Origin of the sequence: Bradyrhizobium sp. 137 (assembly GCF_023074095.1) — a bacterium.
Lineage (GTDB): Bacteria > Pseudomonadota > Alphaproteobacteria > Rhizobiales > Xanthobacteraceae > Bradyrhizobium.
In genome coordinates this window covers 64,467-84,280 of the sequence record NZ_JADPKU010000039.1, presented here as the reverse complement: position 1 = coordinate 84,280, position 19,814 = coordinate 64,467, and the positions used below count along the sequence as shown (strand labels likewise).

The 19,814-nt window shown below is 64.2% G+C and carries 19 protein-coding genes and 1 tRNA gene; 11 read left to right on the top strand and 9 right to left on the bottom strand.

Annotated elements, in window-relative coordinates:
* Positions 1–2: 2 nt before the first annotated feature.
* The gene (locus IVA78_RS07380) at positions 3–5,207 is read right to left on the bottom strand and encodes an alpha-2-macroglobulin (RefSeq protein ID WP_247281051.1); all 5,205 of its coding nucleotides are present in this window, start codon (positions 5,205–5,207) and stop codon (positions 3–5) included.
* A 405-nt stretch (positions 5,208–5,612) separates the two neighbouring features.
* Between IVA78_RS07380 and IVA78_RS07375 the strand changes: the two genes are divergently transcribed.
* A tRNA-Arg gene (locus IVA78_RS07375) sits at positions 5,613–5,689 on the top strand.
* Positions 5,690–5,744: 55 nt separating this feature from the next.
* Here IVA78_RS07375 and IVA78_RS07370 read toward each other — a convergent pair.
* A complete protein-coding gene (locus tag IVA78_RS07370) occupies positions 5,745–7,028 on the bottom strand; it encodes a hypothetical protein (RefSeq protein ID WP_247281127.1) in 1,284 nt (427 codons plus the stop codon).
* Positions 7,029–7,152: 124 nt separating this feature from the next.
* Between IVA78_RS07370 and IVA78_RS07365 the strand changes: the two genes are divergently transcribed.
* A complete protein-coding gene (locus IVA78_RS07365) occupies positions 7,153–7,380 on the top strand; it encodes a DUF2171 domain-containing protein (protein ID WP_027574503.1) in 228 nt (75 codons plus the stop codon).
* Between the two features lie 428 nt (positions 7,381–7,808).
* Here IVA78_RS07365 and IVA78_RS07360 read toward each other — a convergent pair whose 3' ends face one another.
* Together IVA78_RS07360 and IVA78_RS07355 are read right to left on the bottom strand one after the other, a co-directional pair.
* A complete protein-coding gene (locus tag IVA78_RS07360) occupies positions 7,809–8,027 on the bottom strand; it encodes a hypothetical protein (RefSeq protein ID WP_247281050.1) in 219 nt (72 codons plus the stop codon).
* A 250-nt stretch (positions 8,028–8,277) separates the two neighbouring features.
* Complete coding sequence (locus IVA78_RS07355) at positions 8,278–8,466, bottom strand: hypothetical protein (RefSeq protein WP_247281049.1); 189 nt, start codon at positions 8,464–8,466, stop codon at positions 8,278–8,280.
* 250 nt (positions 8,467–8,716) lie between these two features.
* Here IVA78_RS07355 and IVA78_RS07350 point away from each other — a divergent pair, with 250 nt between their 5' ends.
* On the top strand, positions 8,717–8,878 hold the full coding sequence (locus IVA78_RS07350) for a hypothetical protein (RefSeq protein ID WP_247281048.1): 162 nt from the start codon (positions 8,717–8,719) through the stop codon (positions 8,876–8,878).
* Positions 8,879–9,174: 296 nt separating this feature from the next.
* On the opposite strand, the gene IVA78_RS07345 is transcribed toward IVA78_RS07350, so the two are convergent.
* The 3 genes from IVA78_RS07345 to IVA78_RS07335 all read right to left on the bottom strand — a co-directional run bounded on the left by IVA78_RS07345 (position 9,175) and on the right by IVA78_RS07335 (position 10,643).
* Positions 9,175–9,939 (bottom strand): hypothetical protein, encoded by a 765-nt coding sequence (locus tag IVA78_RS07345; RefSeq protein WP_247281047.1) that lies wholly within the window; start codon positions 9,937–9,939, stop codon positions 9,175–9,177.
* A 187-nt stretch (positions 9,940–10,126) separates the two neighbouring features.
* The gene (locus tag IVA78_RS07340) at positions 10,127–10,339 is read right to left on the bottom strand and encodes a hypothetical protein (RefSeq protein ID WP_247281046.1); all 213 of its coding nucleotides are present in this window, start codon (positions 10,337–10,339) and stop codon (positions 10,127–10,129) included.
* A 76-nt stretch (positions 10,340–10,415) separates the two neighbouring features.
* Positions 10,416–10,643 carry a hypothetical protein gene (locus IVA78_RS07335; protein WP_247281045.1) on the bottom strand — a complete coding sequence of 76 codons (228 nt, stop codon included), beginning with the start codon at positions 10,641–10,643 and terminating at the stop codon, positions 10,416–10,418.
* A 263-nt stretch (positions 10,644–10,906) separates the two neighbouring features.
* Here IVA78_RS07335 and IVA78_RS07330 point away from each other — a divergent pair, with 263 nt between their 5' ends.
* Entirely contained in the window at positions 10,907–11,254 is a 348-nt protein-coding gene (locus IVA78_RS07330; protein WP_247281044.1) for a DUF6481 family protein, read from the top strand.
* Positions 11,255–11,410: 156 nt separating this feature from the next.
* Here the strand turns inward: IVA78_RS07330 and IVA78_RS07325 are convergent, their stop codons facing one another.
* Positions 11,411–11,653 carry a pentapeptide MXKDX repeat protein gene (locus IVA78_RS07325; RefSeq protein WP_247464923.1) on the bottom strand — a complete coding sequence of 81 codons (243 nt, stop codon included), beginning with the start codon at positions 11,651–11,653 and terminating at the stop codon, positions 11,411–11,413.
* 322 nt (positions 11,654–11,975) lie between these two features.
* Here IVA78_RS07325 and dctP point away from each other — a divergent pair, with 322 nt between their 5' ends.
* The 3 genes from dctP to IVA78_RS07310 are packed head-to-tail and all read left to right on the top strand — an operon-like array spanning position 11,976 to position 14,904.
* Entirely contained in the window at positions 11,976–12,998 is a 1,023-nt protein-coding gene (gene dctP, locus IVA78_RS07320) for a TRAP transporter substrate-binding protein DctP (protein WP_247281042.1), read from the top strand.
* Positions 12,995–13,549 (top strand): TRAP transporter small permease, encoded by a 555-nt coding sequence (locus tag IVA78_RS07315; RefSeq protein WP_247281041.1) that lies wholly within the window; start codon positions 12,995–12,997, stop codon positions 13,547–13,549. Before dctP ends, IVA78_RS07315 begins: the two co-directional genes overlap by 4 nt.
* On the top strand, positions 13,546–14,904 hold the full coding sequence (locus tag IVA78_RS07310) for a TRAP transporter large permease (RefSeq protein WP_247281040.1): 1,359 nt from the start codon (positions 13,546–13,548) through the stop codon (positions 14,902–14,904). The genes IVA78_RS07315 and IVA78_RS07310 overlap by 4 nt, the downstream gene beginning before the upstream one ends.
* Before the next feature lie 108 nt (positions 14,905–15,012).
* On the opposite strand, the gene IVA78_RS07305 is transcribed toward IVA78_RS07310, so the two are convergent.
* Positions 15,013–15,705, bottom strand: a complete 693-nt coding sequence (locus IVA78_RS07305) for a GntR family transcriptional regulator (RefSeq protein WP_247281039.1) — start codon at positions 15,703–15,705, stop codon at positions 15,013–15,015.
* 226 nt (positions 15,706–15,931) lie between these two features.
* Here IVA78_RS07305 and IVA78_RS07300 point away from each other — a divergent pair, with 226 nt between their 5' ends.
* The 4 genes from IVA78_RS07300 to IVA78_RS07285 all read left to right on the top strand — a co-directional run bounded on the left by IVA78_RS07300 (position 15,932) and on the right by IVA78_RS07285 (position 19,811).
* Positions 15,932–16,540 (top strand): TRAP transporter small permease, encoded by a 609-nt coding sequence (locus tag IVA78_RS07300; protein ID WP_247281126.1) that lies wholly within the window; start codon positions 15,932–15,934, stop codon positions 16,538–16,540.
* Positions 16,540–17,805: a TRAP transporter large permease gene (locus IVA78_RS07295; protein WP_247281038.1), complete on the top strand. Its 1,266-nt coding sequence runs from the start codon at positions 16,540–16,542 to the stop codon at positions 17,803–17,805. The genes IVA78_RS07300 and IVA78_RS07295 overlap by 1 nt, the downstream gene beginning before the upstream one ends.
* 23 nt (positions 17,806–17,828) lie before the next feature.
* A complete protein-coding gene (locus IVA78_RS07290; protein ID WP_247281037.1) occupies positions 17,829–18,812 on the top strand; it encodes a TRAP transporter substrate-binding protein in 984 nt (327 codons plus the stop codon).
* 75 nt (positions 18,813–18,887) lie between these two features.
* Positions 18,888–19,811 (top strand): dihydrodipicolinate synthase family protein, encoded by a 924-nt coding sequence (locus IVA78_RS07285; RefSeq protein WP_247281036.1) that lies wholly within the window; start codon positions 18,888–18,890, stop codon positions 19,809–19,811.
* The last annotated feature ends 3 nt before the right edge of the window (positions 19,812–19,814 follow it).

Sequence of the window (19,814 nt, the reverse complement as noted above, 5' to 3'; positions counted from 1 at the left end):
GCTCACTTCGCAGCCCGCACCTCGACGGTGCCCGTCCCGGTACGGCCGTAGCGCGAGGGATTATACATGTCCTCGACATAGGCCTGCGGCAGCACGTATTTGCCCGGCGAGACTGCGCGCACGACATAGGCGACTGTGAAGACCGACTTTGAGTCCGAGGCGCGGTCGATAGCCGCGGTGAAGCGGTCGTCGCGGAACTCGGTATCCTCAGGCTCCTCGCCGTCCTCGATCCAGTCCAGCGTACCGCTATCGCCGGACGAGACCAGCTTCGGATTGTCGATCTCGAGGCCCGCCGGCAGATAGTCCGACACCATGATGTGGCCGTCCTCGGGCTTGGCCTCGGTGATCTTCAGCACCACCGCAAAGCGCTGGTTCTGCTTGACCTTGCTGATGTCGGCCGGCTTGCCGTCGAGAGTGAAGTAGTTGCGCTCGATCTTGAAGCCGTTCGACGCCGCCGGCTCCGGCGTCACGGGCGAGCCCGACACCGAGACCACCGCCTGCACCGGCACATCGCCAGTGTTGGTGATCTTCAGCGGCTTGCCCTCCAGCGTCGCCGCCTTGTAGCTGCGATAGAGCGCAGTCTTCACCGGCTGGCCGTCGACTTCCATCGACAGGTTCTCCTTGGCGAGCGCGCGCGCCGCCAATACCAGCCAGGCATTCTCCTGCGTGGAGGTGTAGGGCGTAAGCCCGCGCGCGGTCTCGACCCGCGACACCGCCTGCGTCAGCGTCGCCTTCGGCGCGTTTCCTTCACTGGCGAGTGAGACCAGCGCCGCAGCATCACGGAGCTGCGAACCGTAGTCGGTGCGGCCGAACTCGAGTGCGGGCTTCGGCGCGAGGCTATCGAGTGCGGCGCCATAGACGCGTTCCGCGCGGTTACGATCGCCGACCAGCGCGAGCGCCGCCGCGAGCTGCGACTTCGCAATCGGCGTCGCAAGGTTGGCGAGCTTGGTGTCGGCGAGATAGCGGAGGTCTCCGATCGGAGCTGCGCCATTACGGGCAAGCACATAGAGGCCATAGGCGAGCTCCCGGCCGCCGTCTTTCTCTGGCTCGTCGGCATTGACGACGGAGTTGCGGATGCGGTCGAGCGCGTTCTTGAACAGCGCGTCCGGCACTGCAAAGCCCTTTTCGCGGGCGCGGGTCAGGAAGTCCGTGACATAGGCATCCAGCCAGGCATCGTCGCCCCCGGCCGACCACAGGCCGAACGAGCCGTTCGAACCCTGGCGCGCCAACAGCCGCTCGATCGCGTCGCGGATGCGCTGGTCGACCTCGGTATCCATGGCGAGGTGCGCCCCGGCGGCGAGGTCATTGACATAGAGCAATGGCATCGCGCGGCTCGTGATCTGCTCCGAGCAGCCATAGGGATAGCGGTCGAGCGCTTTCAGGATCGTCGCCGCATCGAGCGCGGTCGACAGGCTGGCCGACACCGAGACGCTGCCGGTGCCCGGCACGAGATCGGAGAACATATCCGCGGTCAGCGTCAGGCTCTCGCCCTTCGCCAGGGTACGGATCGAGCGCCGCGCCAACACCTGCGTCACCGCCTTGACGTCGAGCGCATAGTGACGCGCGAGCATAAGGCCGTTCGGTCCCTTGATGTCGACGTCGAGCGTCGCCTGCCCCGCGGCCGTTGCATCGATCGCCAGCGAGAACGCGTTGCGCTGCTTGGCGGCAAGCTTGACCGTGGTGGCGGGATTGCCAGTCATCTTCACCGGGCCGCCCGCCTTCACGTTGACGACATAGTCGCCGGCCTGGCCCTCGACATTGTCGATCTCCAGATTGACCGTGCCGCGATCACCATTGAGCAGGAACCGCGGCAGGGTCGTCGTCAGCACCACGGGATCGCGGATCACGACATCGGTGCTGGCGCGACCAAGTTTCGTGGCGGTCCACGCCACCGCCATCACGCGCGCGATGCCGGCGAACTCCGGAATGACGAAGCTCACTTCTGCGGTGCCGTCAGCGCCGAGCGTGACGATGCCTGAATACAGGGCCAGCGGTTTTTGCGTGGGCGGCGAGCCCTGGAGCTCGCCCGCACCGGCGTCGCCGCCGGACTTGATCTGGCCGCGGGTGCCCGACATCCCATCGATGAGTTGCCCGTAGAGATCGCGGATCTCGGCGCTGAGGCGACGCTGGCCGAGATAGTAATCATCCGGCGCCGGCGGCTTGTAATTGGTGAGGTTGAGGATGCCGACGTCGACTGCGGCGATGACGACCTTGGCGTCCTCGCCCGGATTGAGCCCGTCGAGCTTGACCGGGATTTTCAGCGTCGAGTTCGGCCGGATCAGCGCCGGCGGCGTCAGCTTCACTTGCAACGTGCGAGTCTGCTTGTCGATGCCGAACCATTTCAGGCCGATCGCCCGGCCCGGCATGCGCTGGGCGGCCGCATCGAGCGGACGGCGCAGCGTCGCCACGACGTAGGCGCCGGTGCCCCAGTCCTTGCCGATCGGAAGCTTGACTTGCGCGGTGCCTTCCTTGACGTCGATGGTCTGCGTCGTCAGCAGGCGGTCGCCGAGCACGTTGATGGTCAGCTTGCCGGCGCTGCGCACATTGACCGACACTGTCATGGTGTCGCCGGAGGCGTATTGCGGCTTGTCGATCGAGGTCTCCAACAGGTCCGGTGTGTCGGCGCTGCCATCGGAGTACCAGCCGACGTCGAACTGCACGGAGGTCACCGGGCCGTCAGCGTCGTTCGACTTCACATCGAGCCGATAGCGGCCGGGCTGGGGGTTCAGCGAAATCCGCGACGGCTTATCGGCGGCGATCACGACATCGCCATCGGCGACGCGCGAGGTCGACTTGACCGGCTCGTACTCCCAGTAATTATTCTGGCGATACCACTGATAGCGCGACTCTATCTTCAGGAGCTCGTAGCGGAGGCCATCGCGGGGGAGCGTCTTGCCCTCGGGCGAGACTAACACGACGTCGAACTCGGCCTTGTCGCCCTCGGCGACGTTCTTGTCGCCGAACAGCGGCTTGATGCCGATCATGGCGGTCGCTGGCGCGATCGGCAGCACCAGCTTGCGCTCGACGGCGCGACCGCCGGTCTCGACCATGCGGACGAAGATCTGCGCCTCCTGCGGGCGGGTCGAGGCCGGCTGCTTGTCCAGCGTCACCGGGAAGGTCGCAACGCCATTGGCGTCGGCTTCAGGCAGGTTCTCCAGCGGCGTGCGCTCGTTCGAGGTGGTCTCCTCGTCGTTGACGCCGAACTGGTAGCCGGCAAAGCCCGGACGCTCGCTCGCAGGCGCGACCAGCATGTCGCCTTCGAGCTGAAGGCCCGAGGCCGGCGCGCCATAGAGGAAATGACCGTCCGCCTTCAGCTCCACTGGAGCATTAGCTTTGATCAGCTTGTCCTTGGCGGACAAGTCGAATTCGATCCGATCGGGGACGTAATCCTCGACCATGAAGGTGGTTTCGCCGACCGAGGCGCCCTTCGGATCGGTGAAAGCGCGCGCTCGCCAGGTCCCGGTCGGGACGGCCGAGTTGAGCGGCACGGCGAGCGTGCGGCCGCCCGCGCCCTGGTCGGACAGCACGGCGCGGCGGAATTCGACGCCGTCGGGACGCTCGATCACTAGCGTGAGCGGCCCGCCGGTCACGGCATTGCCCTGCCCGTCGCGCAAGAGCGCAGTGAGATAGACGGTTTCGCTGGAACGGTAGACGCCGCGCTCGGCATAGACGAAGGCGTCGGCGCCGGCCGGGACCGCGCGGCCCGAAACGCCGCGGTCGGACAGGTCGAAGGCGCTCGTCTTGAGGCTGAGGAAGGCATAATCGGCGTTATCGCCAGTTACGGTCAGCAGCGCCGGCGACAGCCCGCCCTCACCGCGCGCGAGCCCCGCCTCGAACAGCACGTGGCCGCTGTCGTCAGTCTTGCGGCTAGCCAAGATCTCGTTGTTGCGGGCAACCAGCCGCACCTCGGCCTTGCCGACCGGATCGGTCGAAGCCAGCGAGTTGACGAAGACGTGGATGCCGTCGTTGCCGGAATAGGCCGACACGCCGAGATCGGAGACGATGAACCATTGCGTCGCGAGCTGGTAATCATCGTCGGAGCCTGGCCCCTTGGCCGCGGCGGTCATGACGTACACGCCAGGCTGAAGCTCGCCGAGCGCCTGATCGACTGGGAATGCGGTGGTGACGTCCTGGTTCAGCGTCGTCGCGGTCGCGAGCTGGCCGGACCAGACCTTGACACCGCGCTCGTCGCCGAGATCGGTGAGCTGATATTTCGACAACGTCTTCTGGAAGTCGCTGTCCACAACCGTGTTGATCAGGTTGCGGTCGCCGATCCTGAACACGTTGATGCTGACGGCGGGCGTATTGACGCTGACCACGGGAATGCCGCGCTGGCCGGTCCTCGGCAGTACATAGGCGCGGCTGGTGAAGCGCACGAAGGGTTTCCGGTCGCGCACATAAACATTGAATTCGGCCGATTTCGGCAGACCCTCCTTCACGGCCGACGGCAGCCCGGCGCGCAGGTTGATGTTGTAGCGCTCGCCATGCTTCAGCCCGTCGACGCAGAGCTGCTTACCCTCGGCCGACAGCGCCGGCCTGTCGGTGCCGGCCAACGCCAGGAACGGCGCAAAGTCGGTCCGCTTGGCCACCTCCTCAGAGAACTGGAAGCAGGCGCGCGGGCTCGCCGAATCCGAGTCCACGGTATAGTCGAGCAGCCGAAAACCATGCTCATCGCGCAGCTTTTCATACGGGCCGCGGACGTCGGCGACCTCGCGCATGTCCAGCGACAGCCGCATCGCATCCAGCGCCGGCCGCCACAGCTTGCGTTCGGCCAGCGACTTGCCGAGCGCGGCGAGCGCGTCGGCCTCCTCGCCCGAATTCCCGGCACGCATATAGGCGATGTAGGCGGCGGTCGACGCACGCTCCCAGAGGAACGTCTGCTCGCTCGAGCTCTTCGGCGAGATCTGGAAGATGACCTTGGCGAGCCGCAGCCAGTTGCCGGTATCCTCCGGCGTGATCGCCGCAATCTGCCCGAGCACCGAAAGGCCGGTGCGATAGTCGTTGCGCCGGAATGCGGCGTCGGCGTCGGTGCGCAGCGTCGCAATGGACTTGGCGACCGGTCCCGCCTCGCTCTTGATCTGGGCTTCCAGCTTGATCGCGGAATCGGCAAGATCGTCGCGCTTGAACGCCTTGTCGGCTCCTTGCGCTGCGCCAAGGCCGAGCGCCAGCGTGGCGCAGAGTGTGACGGCGCGGATCAGACCGATCATGAGGGACTCCCGGAAATCGCGGACGAGCGCCGCGGCGGCAAAATGAAGTGCGCGGAAAGGTGACGGACTCAAGGCGATGGAACCAAGGGTGCAAATCGTCGCTTCGCCATGACAACGCAAGCTCAGAGGAGACCGATCAAGATACCTCCGCGCACGTGTCCTGACGGCGCATCAATACCAGAGACCAGTCGGGGGGCGCCCGTGTCCCGGAAGCTATTCAGCGTTCCCGGAGATGTGATCCATCGTCCGTCGCGCTGCCGCTCGACCCGGCACCCTGACACGCCACCGTTCCGCTTTGTCGCCGCTCTGAGGAAAACGGTTCGGTTCAGACTTGGCGAAAGGCAAGAATTTTCCTATTGGCATGGAGGTGAACAGCCGGCCCTCAAAACCGGGGCGGCTGAAGACGGTCCCGTAGCTCAACTGGATAGAGTAGCGGATTTCTACTCCGCGGGTTGCAGGTTCGAGTCCTGCCGGGATCGCCAACCGACGCTAAAAGGGGGCTAGTCTCGCTCGGCCCCCGCGGCGCCGCAGCGGCGTTCATCTTCCAACCTCGGCCTGATGCGCCCGCCACCACGACGCAATCGCCGCGGCCAGATCATTCCAGAGCTCCGTCGGAAGATCGGGAATAGCCACCCGGACGCTATACTGTTCCCTAGTGGCATCGTGAAACCACTCGGTCGCGGCGAAGTCGAAACCGAAGCTGCCGGCGTGACGGATGGGAAAACCCTCGGCGCGGAGTTCGTTGCTCATGTCTTCGGCGGCCTGTCGCGCGCTCGCCTCGTCCAGCGGATGCCTGCTCCGAAGCGTAACGTAGAGGCCGTGGGTGAAATGGAGCTCGGCCGAGAGCGCCGGGAGCCTTGCGGCAAAATATCGGGCCGTGCTTCGTCCGTTGCGCAAGATCGCCGCAACGCGCCTTTTCGTCAGAGCCCAGTAGGTTGCACTGCCCGCAAAGGGCGGGAAGTGTGCCGGCAACGCCGCGCCGCCGAGCAGCCGCACCGCGTTACGCGTTGCGGCGGCGAGCCCTTTGCAGTCAAGGCGCCCTGCCCGCCGCTCGTGCTCCTTGTCATAGACGAAAACCGCCGAGCCGAGCCGGCCATATTCCGCTCCGAGCGAATCGAGCTTGTTGTGGCTTCGCACCAGCACCAGCGGAATTCCGTATCGCCGGGCCCATCGCAGGACGCGTCTGATCCGCCCGGATCTGCCGGCGAAACAGGTCGTGTCGAAGACGAGGAGATCGAGCCCCGAGCCGTCACTGCGGAGCGCCGCCTCGAAAGCGCCGGCAAAGGAGCAGGAATCGAGCAACAGGATTTGCGGAGAATTCCCCCGGGCAAACCCATCGCCCAGCGCGGGCTTCAAGCCGACGAGTTGCAGGTGCGGGACAAAGCTTCGGATCAGCTCCAGCGTTTCGCCGTAGGTGCTCGGGAGCACCAGGATGTCGGCCTTGTCGATGATCTGTGCGGAAGCGAGGAGCACAGCGGAGATCGCGGCCATGCCTGACGCGGTATAGATCGTCTCGATCGTGCAGCCGCACGCGAGCTCATAGAACGAAGGACCGCGTACCCTGAGATCGGCCCGCTGGTAGTCATAACTGAACTGGAACGGCCCGCTGGCGGGATCGGCCGTGTGCGACCAGGCCGTCTCCGTCGCCTTCCACTCATGCAGCTCATGCTCCGCTCTCAGCGCCGCAGTGATCTGGAATTTGGACCTGACGACCTCGTCGACGGATCGCGGACGTGCCAAATCGAGCCGGTTTCTCAGACAATCATTCAATAGCCTGAGTTCCTGATGCTTTCGTTCCAGATAGGCCTCAAGCGTCTCCATGCGGATCTTGGACATGTGCCATCCGCAATTCAACGTCTGCGCCCTGCGTTGGGTCCAGTATCTGCCCGCGCGGCGTGCAACGAAGGCCGCTCTTCGCAGTTAAAGACTGTGCAAGGAGGACCATATGGCTGATATCAGAGAGCACATGAAAATCATCGGCAAGGACGGCGCCCATGTCGGCACCGTCGACCGCGTCGAGGGCAACCGCATCAAGCTGACCCGGAAGGACAGTCCCGAAGGTCACAAGGACCACCATCACTACATCGACACGAAATATGTCGGCGCCGTCGAAGGCGATGTCGTCAAGCTGTCGGTGAACGCCGACGCCGTGCCGAAAACGGAAGCGGCATAACACAGCAAGCCCCTTTGGGGGCTTTTTCTTTGTTCACGGACCCGTTTCGGGGTTCGCCGATTCGTGTCAAGCGCAACATCGCTACGCAGCAAACTTTGCAAATCTATCGCACTTCAAGAAAGCGTGCGCAGGCCTGTCCAGCGGACAGCAGAGCCCTACCTATCCGGCATGCAAAAGAGCTGTCGAAGGTTATTGTGATGCCGCCATCCGATTGGACAAGAATCGCCATCACGTCCGGGGTTGCCGCCAGCGCCATGGCATTTTTGGCGATCGACGCTGCCGTAGACGTGAGCCCGGGCGGAATTGCGAAGCGCCTCGAAGTTGTGCAAGCTTCTCTGACGGATGTCGCGGTTGGTCACCATCAACTGGCCTTCGCCGTTCGGGCCTGGGCGCGTGGAGGCGACCAGACGCACCCGGCGGCGTATCGATCATGCATCCAGCGTCACGAGCAGAGGCCGCAGCCGGTAGGCATCAATCGCGGCGTTTGACAGTAGCAGTCTGCGCCGCTCGCCGCGCAGCATCATGCGGTCGATCCTGTTCAGGATGAAGCGGGCTGAATCCTTGGGTTCACCGGTTAGCAGACCGGATTGGTCGAGATATCTCCAGGCGATCTCGAAGGACTGTGCACGCAATTCGGGGTCGGTCATGGCCGGCCAACGCTGCTGCGGATCGAATGTTCCGAGATCTGAGCCGAGGTGGACCGCGCAAGCCGGTCGCCCTGGGCAAAGGCGCGATAAATTTCTGCGCGTCATGGAACGAGTTCACCACCGGCACGTTGCATGCGACGAAACAGGTGGTGCCGACCTACCAGCCCCGGTCGGCTTTGAAGAACCCCGTGCTTGTCCCCCCGAGCACGGGGTTTTTCTTGCCACGAAAGGGCTGTCGGCGGGAATGCGGCTAATCCGTCCGCTCCTCACGCCGGTCGCGGGCGAGCTGATGCCAAGCCAGGGCCAGCTGGATCAGGCGCTGCCGATCAGCGCCTTCGGACGCAGCGGCCCGCTTCATCGCGGCCTCGGCCTCGTGCTGTGGATCGTACTTGCTGCACATGATGCCGACCGTATAACCGGCCGATCTGGACAAGCGCATGGCAATTTCGTCCGTATCATTGCGGGGCAGCGCCGGCGTCCGGCGGAATTGTCACGGGAGACTCCGGAGCGATCGCTTCGATGTATGCAGGCATCGTGACGCCAGGGCCGAGATTCATTCAGACTGGTGTGTCATTCAGACTGGTCTGTGAATTGCCTCACAGGCTGCGGACGGCATCTCCGATAAACACTACTTGGCGCTCTCTAGGCGCGAGCGCTTGCAGGAGCGCAGAGGACAGGATGGTCCGGTCATGACACACAAAGCAGCAGCCGAGGTGGTCGTCCCGACCCAACGACAAGGGTCCGCCCTGCTCGGGATCGCCTATCTCGGCACCATCACCATCGTAATGCTGGCATGGATCGGCGGCCTGGTCTGGGCCGCGATGGCGTTTTTCAACTGGCTGGTATCTTGAAGCGCAAAGGCGATTTGGTCTGCCCGCTGGGGAGCCGCCGCCGATGGTGCGCTAGAACAGCTAATGCAGTACCTGCGAGAGCTTGATCCCCCCGCAAACGATCATGTCCCACCACGCCATGCTGATCTGGATGGAATCCAGCATGAGCTACACCCCGCGAATCATCCCGACGTTTTCTTTCGAGACTTGCGTGAGTGTCAGCGAGCGCAGTGCTGGATGTGATGCCTATCGCGGGGCGCCAGACGAAAGAGGCGGGCCTGAGCCCGCTTCTGCGCTTCAAATCCGGCTGGGAAAACTCAGTAGCATGCGCGGGGATCGGCCTGCACATACTGACCGTTGGGATAGCGGTAGTAGCAAACGCCCTGAGCCAGATAGTAGCCGGGTTGCGAGGCGGCCGTAGCGCCGGCGATCGCGCCGGTCGCCCCGCCGAGAACCGCGCCTGCGGCAGCTCCGGTTGCATTGCCGGAGAGCAGGCCGCCCAGCACCCCACCGACGATGGCGCCGCCCAGCGCGCTTGCACCGGGATCAGCTGGCGGCGGAGGCGGTGGCGGCGCGTACGCCGCCGGCGGCGGCGCATAAGCCACCGGCACGTCGTCGATATACTCCTCGGAGATGTAGGCCGGCGGTCCGGCCATGCGCTGCGGATAATAATACCAGACGCCGCCGACATCCCACCACCAGCCCGATCGGCCGTTGCGGACCTCGTGGCGCCAGCGTCCGCCCTCCCAGGCGCGGTTGCCGCGATAGGCGTGACCGCCCCAATCGCGCGCCGGTGCGGGCCCGCGGGCATAATTGCGCGCGGGCGGGCCGCCGGCATTGTGCGAGCCGGGACCGGCATGAGGCTGACCGGAAGGCTGCAGCGCGGGCCGGGCCGCCTGCTGCGGCGGAGGCCCCTTGCGCATGGACTGATTGTCCTGGGGCGGCGCGCCGGGTCGCGACCCTGCCGGCTGTTGGCCGGCCTCCTTCGGCGGTCTGGCCTCCTGCGCCTGCGCCGACAGCGCGAGCAACGACATGGCCGAAACCAAGGGAATGATGATCTTCATGCGGCTGGACGCACTCATGCGTGTTTGACCCCCTACTCTCTCGATTGCCGTGCTCAATTGCCGTGGTTCCTGGCGCGATAAACGCTTCATCTGACGCCGGGCTGACATAACTGACCTGCTTGATCGGCCAAGTCCCGTTAAAAATGATTAAGATCAGAGCAATTTTTGGCCCGAAAGAGCTGCAGCGGTGCGCGCCGGACCGCTCCTAGCGCGCCGGCTCGATCACGTTGCAGTTGCTCCGCCCTGACATCAGGCAGTCCTGCATCTTGCTGGCGGCCGTGAGATCCCGCGCGAGCCACCAGCCGACGCCCAGGATCACGATCGCAATAATCAAGCCGGCGACCGCGCCGCGCCGGTTGTCGCCGGATGGGGACTTTTGAGAGGATTTGGGCTTCGGGCCCGATTCGGGCTTGGACATGGCTACCAGACTCGGTCGGGCAAGGCGCCTTTAGCACCTCTGCGACGTGGCGTCACATCCGATCGTCCGATCCAGTTCAGCCCCGGGTCGGCCGGATTGCATCCTTGCGCGAGGTCTCGACCGCCGGGGTCGTCCGCGGTGCACAGGTGGTGAGCACGAATGCGGTCCGGGTGCACTCCCAATCGGCGCCCAACACGGCGCTCTCGATCGGCTGCGGACGGGCTAGCAGCAACGCGGCGCCGGCCAGCGCCGCCACCACGAAGGCAGCTCCGAGCGCCTTCAGGCTCAGTCGGAAGATCGTCATGCCCGTGCTCCGTCTCGTTGGGGCGGACGCTAGGCGCCGCTCCGCGTGCTCCCTTATGAGGGACATCACAATTCGGCAGTTTTTCCGGGCTACGAGAGATCGTCGGGGGGCGATTTTTCGTTGACCTGATCGGCTGCGATTTGGGTGGCGTTGCGACGTGCGTCGATGTACACGCATGTGCGTCGCGTGGCGCCTGCTATGCCCAGCCGACGTACCAACAGGCAGTGATTTAGGATCGAAAGCGAGGAAGACAAGGCTGGTCGATGAGTGGATTCAGGGAACCCGGTTTCGCAGACCGTCAGAAGGCGGCGCAGGACGCACGCAAAAATCTTTTGAACAAATTCAAATCCCAACCCGGGCCCGATGATCCCGCGGTTGCGGCGAAGCGCGCCGAGCGCGAGGCTCTCGCAGCGAAGCGCGCCGAGGCAAAGGCCGCGCGCGACGCGGAGAAGGCTGAGCAGAAGCGTCGCGAGGAAGAGGCGAAGGCAGCCGAGGCCGCGCGGATTGCACGCGAGGCTCAGGAGGCGGCCGAAAGGATGGCTGCGCTCGAGGCCGAGCAGAAGGCAAAGCGCGACGCCCGCTACGCGGCCCGCAAGGCCAAGCGGAAGTAGCGTTCAAATCAAATTGAACTGAGGCACGCCTCAGTTCACTTCACTTCGAGATGGTCCACCGGAGCGCGCGAATGCGCCGCCCCGATGGCCGATTGCGGAGGGCATCCGAAGCGCGCGCCTTCGCCTCGGCGAGGCGCTTCGCGACGACCCGGATGATCAATTCTTCTTCATCATCCCGTCGTCTTTCTTCATGCCGTCCTTCGACATGTGATCCTTCTTCATGCCCTCGTCCTTGGACATGGTATTCTTCTTCATGCCGTCCTTGGACATGGTGTCCTTCTTCATCATGCCCTCGTCCTTGCCCATCTTGTCCTGAGCAAAGGCGGCAGGCATCAGCGCGAGGCCAAGCGACAGGGCGGCAGCCGAAACGCCGACCACGATGCGGGTGCGAATGGTCATGAGCAGTCTTCCCTTCGAGATGGTGTTTGTCAGCGACGGATGCCGCTGTCCTGTCGACGGATTGTCACGTGGTGTTGTTACGCGCCGGCCGATAATTTCCGCGCGCCCGCTGCCGTCCTTCGTCTGGCGTAGTCCCACGCAGATCGAAGTGTGCAGCGCAGCACGTCCGGCACTTGCCGCGGCATTCGGTCTCGAACTATCAGATGAGAGATCATCGGGTGTAAGACCGGCTAGGATGGGCCTACGCGCCGGGCTCGAAAACCCGGACCCAAATTCACGCCAAACAAGAACCGTGCAAAGAACCGCCCAAGGGGATCACACCATGCTCACGCGCCGTCATCTGCTCGCGACCGCCGTCGCCGCACCCGCCATTCTTCGCTTCGGCACCGGGACGGCGCAGGCCGCCACCACGCTGAAGATCTCGCACCAATTCCCAGGTGGCACCATCGACAAAGGCGATTTCCGCGACCGGCTCTGCCGCATGTTCGCCGCCGAAGTCGCCAAGCGCAGCAATGGCGACATCGCCGCTGAAATCTATCCGAACTCCTCGCTGATCAAGACCAACGCGCAGTTCTCCGCGATGCGCAAGGGCGCGCTCGACATCAGCCTCTATCCGATGCCTTATGCGGGCGGCGAGCTGCCGGAGACCAATATCGGCCTGATGCCCGGCCTCGTGACCACCTACGACCAGGGCTTGCGCTGGAAGAAAGAACCGGTCGGAAAGGCGCTGACCGACTTCCTCGCCGATAAGGGCATCATTCTGCTCACCTGGGTCTGGCAGGCCGGCGGCGTCGCCAGCCGCTCCAAGCCGATCGTCGCGCCTGAAGACGCCAAGGGCCTGAAGGTGCGCGGCGGCTCGCGCGAGATGGACATGGTGCTCCAGACCGCCGGTGCCTCGGTGCTGTCGGTGCCATCGAACGAAATCTATGCGGCGATGCAGACCGGCGCCTGCGATGCCGGCATCACCTCGTCCACCAGCCTGATCTCGTTCCGTCTCGAAGAGGTCGCGAAGTCGCTGACATCAGGGGCCGGCACCTCCTATTGGTTCATGCTCGAGCCGCTGATGATGTCGAAGGCGATCTTCGACAAGCTGCCGAAGAACCATCAGGACATCCTGCTCGCGGTCGGCACCGAGCTCGAAGCCTTCGGCCGCAAGGGCGCGCAGGACGACGACGTCGAGGTCGCCAAGGTCTACGAGAAAGCCGGCGCCAAGGTCTCGGCGCTCGACGCCGCGACCGTCGGCAAGTGGCGCGACATCGCCCGCGACACCGCCTGGAAGGACTACAGCGCCAAGACCGCGACCGCTGCGAACCTGCTCAAGCTCGCCACCGACGTCGCAGCATGAGCCACGGTCCGCTTCCGGATCGTGATGACCTGCCGAACGCTGCCGCAAGAACAGGCCTTGCGGCGGCGATCGATCGCGGCCTCGCCGTCCTCAACAGCATCATCGTCGTGTTCGCCGCGATCGCGCTGGTCGCGGCCTGTATGATCCTGAGCTACAGCGTGCTCAGCCGCGCGCTGTTCAAGGCCGCCAATTACTGGCAGGACGAGGCCGCCGTGTTCCTGCTGGTCGGCGCCACCTTCATGACGGCGGCCTATGTGCAGCAGAACCGCGGCCACATCGGCATCGAGGCCTTCGTCGGCCTGCTCTCGCCGTTCGCGAACAAGGTCCGGCTCTGGCTGGTCGACGCCGCAACGTTCCTGTTCTGCGCCTTCTTCGCCTGGAAGTCCTGGACCCTGGCCCATGAAGCCTATGTCGACGGCCAGGTCTCCAACTCGATGTGGTCGCCGCCCCTCGCCATTCCCTATTCGCTGATGGCACTCGGCATGAGCCTGCTCTGCATCCAGATCCTCGTGCAGCTTGCGCTGCCCTTCACCGGAGCCCGGCGGCCATGAGCGTCTTTGGTATCGGCCTCGCCTATGGAATCGCGACGCTGCTCGTGATGTTTTCGGGCATGCCGATTGCGTTCGCGCTTGGCGCAGTCGCAGTCGTGTTCATGGGCATCTACATGCCCGCCGCTTCGCTCGATACGGTGACGCAGAACGTCTACGAGGAAATGGCCTCGATCACACTCTTGTCGATCCCGCTCTTCATTCTCAAGGGTGCCGCGATCGGCAAGTCGCGCGCCGGCCAGGATCTCTATTCGGCGCTGCATGCCTGGCTGCATCGGGTGCCGGGCGGCCTCGGCGTTGCCAACGTCTTCGCCTGTGCGCTGTTTGCAGCGATGGCGGGCTCCTCGCCCGCGACCTGCTCGGCGATCGGCTCGGCCGGCATCCCCGAGATGCGCAAGCGCGGCTATTCCGGCGGCTTTGCTGCCGGCATCATCGCTGCCGGCGGCACGCTCGGCATTCTGCTGCCGCCCTCGATCACCATGATCCTGTTCGCCGTCGCCGCCGAAAAGTCGCTCGGGCGGCTGTTCCTCGCCGGCATCGGGCCCGGCCTCTTGCTGGTCTCGCTGTTCGGCGCCTATGCCGTGATCCGCTTCCGCCAGGAATATGCCGCCGCCGAAGCGATTTACAAGAACGGCGGCGCGGAAGCTGCGATCCTGCAGCGCGACGAGTATACGCTCGCCGAACGCTTCAGCGTGCTGCCGCGGGTGATCCCCTTCGTGCTGCTGCTCACCGGCGTCATGATCGCGCTCTATGGCGGCTACGCCACGCCGTCGGAAACCGCCGGCCTCGGCGGCCTCTTGGCGCTGGCGCTGATCGCAGCGATCTACAGCGTGTGGCGACCGAGCGATCTCGCTCCGATTATGCGGTCGACGATCCGGGAATCGACCATGCTAATGATGATCATCGGCATGTCGTTGCTCTATTCCTACGTGATGAGCTATCTGCACATCTCGCAATCGGTCGCCGAATCGATCGTCGCGATGCACCTGCCGCGCTGGGAGCTGCTGTTCGCGATCCTCGTCATGGTCGTGGTGCTCGGCTTCTTCCTGCCGCCGGTCTCGATTATCCTGATGACGGCGCCGATCATCCTGCCGCCGCTCCGCGCCGCCAATTTCGACATCATCTGGTTCGGCGTGGTCATGACCATCGTGATGGAGATGGGCCTGATCCACCCGCCGGTTGGCCTCAACATCTTCGTCATCCGCAATGTCGCGCCCGACATTCCCTTGCGCGAGGTGATCTGGGGCACGCTCCCCTTCGTGCTGCTGATGATGCTCGCAGTCCTGCTGCTGTGCCTCGTGCCGGAGATCTCGACCTGGCTGCCGGATCTCGTGATGGGGCCGGACGGGAGCAGGTAGAGCTAGCCGAACTGCCGTAGCTCGAGGAGCGAAGGCGGAAGCGTGCCCACCACTTCTGTCGCGATCATGGACAGATGGTGGGCACGGCGCTGCGCGCTTTTCCTCGCTTTACGATTTCTCCTTCCGCCGTGACTTCGGCGCGATCGCGCTGCCGGCCACCACCTGCAACAGATCCTTACGCACGGCTTCGATGTGCCGCTCCAGGAAACGGCAGGCCTCATCGACCTTCCGTGCGCGGCAGAGCGTGATCAGATACGCGTGCTCCTTCTCGGCGATCCCCATCGCCTTGGTGTTGGAGAGCTGCAAGCGGGTGTAGCGGTCGCTGGTCTGGAGCAGTGACAGCACGATCGCTCTTGTGCGCGGCTGCGGCGCATGAACGTAGAGCGCCATGTGGAAGTCGGCATTGAGCTGCCCCCATTCGCTGACGTTGCGCGCCTTGATCGCCTTCTCAAAACTCTTGTGGATGTCGTCGAGCCCGTCGAAATCATCAACGGTGAAACGTGGCGCCGACTGCGCCAGCAATCTCGGCTCCAGGATGCGGCGCAAATCGAACACGTCGTTGATCTCGTCCAGCGACAGCTCGGAGACGATGGCGCCCTTCTGCGGCACGATGCGCACCAGCCCTTCCGCCTCCAGCTGAAACAGCGCCTCCCGCACCGGGATGCGGCTGACGCCATAGGCCTCGCCAAGCGCATCTTGGCGCAGCTGCGATCCCGCCGGATAGGTGCCGTCGAGGATCGCCTGCCTGAGCTGGTCGACGATCGCGGCCGACAGCGTGCGATGCTTCAGAGGCTGTTTCATCTGACCTTCTGCCTTTCCTTCGCGATTCATCCGGCCGAAGCGGTCCCTCTCTTGCATGTTGAAGGCTTCAGCGAAAGCTAGAGTCCAGCAAAAGCCAGTGCCCAGCAAAACCGCGTCCTGCCGCCGAAGTGGCCGCAATCTCCGTTTGACAGCCTAGATGTATAAATTATACATTTGGCGATAGCACGACAAATCTCGAGGTTGGGCCTCCATGATCGAACAGACGATGCTGCCCACACGCGCATTCAGCGTTCGACGCATGATCGTCCGCGCGTCCAGCGCCCTGCTCGCGGTCGAGCGCCTCGCGCTGATGGGCCTCATGTACCTGCTCACCGGATTGATCCTGGTGAACGTCGTCACCCGGTACTCGCATTTCCCGATCTACTGGATCGACGAATCCGCCGTCTATTGCGTGGTCTGGCTGACCTTCATCGGCGCCTCCGCAATGACCCGGCTGCGGCTCGATTTCGCGGTGACTATGCTGACGGAGCGTCTTTCGGCGCCGCGCCAGAAGCTCGCCAAAGTGATCTCGACCGGCCTCGTGGTCGTGTTCGGCGCCGCACTGATCGTCACCTGCGTGCTTTGGATGGACCCGATTGGTCTCGCCCGCGCTGGCTTCGACGGGCGCAAGCTCGCCGCCGAGACCTTCAACTTCCTCTACACCGAGCACACCCAGACGCTGAACTGGCCGACCTGGATGCTATACCTGACGCTGCCGATCTTCGCGGTGTCGATGACCATTCACGGCCTCGCCAATCTGCTGGAAGATCTCGAGTTGGTCCCGCGCACCTCGCCAAAAGGCTTTCAGCTCTCCGAGCTGGACGGGGTCAACTGATGATCACATCAGCCGCCTTCATGGCTTTCATGCTGGTCGGCGTGCCGATCGGCCTCTGCCTGTGCCTCGCCGGCCTCGTCTACATCGCCGCATCCGGCAATCCCGTGCTGTTCCAGTCTTACCCGCTCCAGCTTTTCGGCGGCGTCGACAGCTACGGCCTGATCGCCATTCCGCTCTTCATCCTTATCGGCGAGATCATGAATGGCGGCGGCATCACAAGGCGCATCGTCGACATGGCGATGGCGTTCGTCGGCTCGTTCAAGGGCGGGCTCGCCTACGTCAATATCCTCGCCAACATGTTCATCTCGTCGATCCTGGGCTCTGCGACTGCGCAGGTCGCGATCATGGCCCAGATCATGGTGCCGGAGATGGAGAAGAAGGGCTACGACAAGACCTTCGCCGCGGGACTGACCGCCTATGGCGGCATGCTCGGCCCGATCATCCCGCCATCGGTGATGTTCGTGGTCTACAGCGTGCTCGCGCAGGTCTCGGTCAGCGACATGCTGATCGCCGGCATCGTGCCTGGCGTCATCCTCACCGTGATGTTCTGCCTCGTCATCGCGCTGATGGGCTATGTCTACAACTATCCCCGTGCGGACTATCAGACGCCGCGTCAGCGCATCATGACGATCCTGCGGACGTCTCCGACGCTGCTGATCCCCATCGTCATCGTCGGCACCATTCTCGGCGGCCTCGCCAACGCGACCGAATCCGCCGCCGTCGGGGCCGTCGCAGCAGCACTGGTCGGAAAATTCTGGACCAAGGAGTTCGAAGTTTCCCAGCTGCCGCAGATGATGCTGCGCAGCGGCATCTACTCGGCAATCGTGCTGTTCCTGGTGGCAGCCGCGGCGGTGTTCTCCTGGGTCCTGATCTTCGGCAAAGTGCCGCAGGAGACTGCCGCCTGGATCCAGACGGCCGCCAAGGACCCGGTCAGCTTCATGCTGATCTGCAACGTCATCCTGCTGGTGATCGGCACGGTGATCGACGGCATTCCCGGCCTGATCATGACGGTGCCGATCCTGCTTCCGGTCGCGACCGACGTCTATCACATCGACCCCCGGCATTTCGGCGTCGTGGTGGTGATCAATCTCGTGCTCGGCCTGCTGTCGCCGCCGGTCGGACTTTGCTTCTTCGTTGCGGCCGCTGTCACCGGTGCCAAGCCGGGCAAGATGTTCATGGTGACGCTGCCCTTCTTCGTCATCTCCTGCGTCCTCCTCGTGCTGCTCTCGCTCTACCCGTCACTCTCGCTGATCCTCGTCAAATAGGCCCATCCGAAAGGAGCCCGACCATGCCGCTTTCACGTCGCCGCTTTCTGGCCGCCAGTGCCGCCGCATCGGTGTTCGCGCCGTCGCTGGCGCTCGCCCAACCCAAGGAATTCCGGCTCGGCCTGATCACGCCCAACGGCCATTCCTGGAACAAGGCCGCCCTCAAATTCGGCGAAGATCTCAAGGCGGTCACGAGCGGCCGCTTGAGCGTCAGCGTGTTCCACTCCGGGCAGCTCGGCAACGAGCCCGCGATGATGCAGCAATTGCAATCCGGCGCACTCGACATGGGCTTCATCCAGGCCGCCGAGCTCGGCTCGCGCGTGCCGCACATCGCCGCGATCAATGCGCCCTACATCGTCCGCTCGACGCCTGCGGTCGCGAAATTCGTGCGGCATCCGGCTGCGGTGAAGCTGTTCGAAGTGCTGCCGCAGGAGACCGGAACGATCGGGCTCGGCTGGGGCATCACCGGCATGCGCGCCGTGTTCTCCTCCAAGGATCTGAATACGCTGGCCGACATTCGCGGCATGAAGCTGCGCATCAATCCGACGCCGGTCTATCGCGATTTCTATTCCTCGCTGGGCGCTGCACCGACTCCGATCCCGACGCCGCAGGTGTTCGACGCCATGGCCAACGGCCAGGTCGACGGCCTCGAGGCCGATCTCGAATTCTCCTGGAACCAGCGCTTCGACAAGGTGTCGAAAGTGATCCTCCAGATGAATGCCGTCTTCATGCCGATGGCGGCGGTCGTCTCGGGCCGGGTCTGGCAGTCGCTCCCCGCGGCCGACCGCGAGCTGATCACGAAGACGATCAGGTCGACGCTGGATGTGCAGATCGACGAGCTCGCCGGCAATGAGCCCGCGCTGATCGAGAATTTCAAGAACGCGCCGATTCCGATCCGCCAGGTCGACGCCAAGGACACCGAGGCCGTCATTGCCGAGTTCGACAAGATCTGGCTGCCAAAAGCCCCTGTCCTCGCCGAGCTGCGCAAGGTCGGCGCGACGCTCTGATCCCACTCTCGCCCTCACCGTCAATGCCCGGCGGATCGAACCATCCGCCGATACAATTCCAATCGGAGCCAAGCAATGAACCGCATTTCCTGGGAAGGCGTCTTCCCGGCCGTCACCACGCAATTCAACGACGACCTGTCGCTCAATATCGATGCGACAGCCAAGGTCATGGATGGGCTGATCCGCGACGGCGTTTCCGGTCTGATCGTCTGCGGCTCGGTCGGCGAGAACACCTCGCTGGAGCGCAAGGAGAAGGTCGCGATCATGGAGGCCGCGAAGTCGGTTGCGGCCGGCCGTGTGCCCGTGCTGTGCGGCATCGCCGAATTCACCACGGCGTTTGCAGTCGAGACCGCCAGGGAAGCCGCGCGCGCCGGTATCGACGGTGTGATGGTGATGCCGGCGCTGGTCTATTCGTCCAAGCCGCACGAGACGGCTGCGCATTTCCGCGCCGTTGCCAGTGCCACCGACCTGCCGGTGATGCTCTACAACAACCCGCCAATCTACAAGAACGACGTCACTCCGGACATCCTGGCCTCGCTCGCCGATGTCGACACCGTCGTCTGCTTCAAGGATTCGTCCGGCGACACGCGACGGTTCATCGACACCCGCAACATGGTCGGCGACCGCTTCGTGCTGTTCGCGGGCCTTGACGACGTCATCGTCGAGAGCGTCGCCATGGGCGCCGTTGGCTGGGTCTCCGGCATGTCGAACGCCTTCCCGCGCGAGGGCGAGACCCTGTTCCGTCTCGCCAAGGCAGGGCGCTACGCCGAGGCGATGCCGCTCTACGAATGGTTCATGCCGCTGTTGCATCTGGATGCACGCCCGGACCTCGTCCAGTGTATCAAACTGTGCGAGCACATCATGGGCCGCGGCACCGCGCTGACGCGCCCGCCGCGCCTGGCGCTGCTGCCGCAAGAGAAGACAGAAGTCGAGGCCATGATGGACAAGGCGCTCAAGAACCGGCCGCGCCTGCCGGATGTGGGCTTGAAGGCGGCGTAAGCG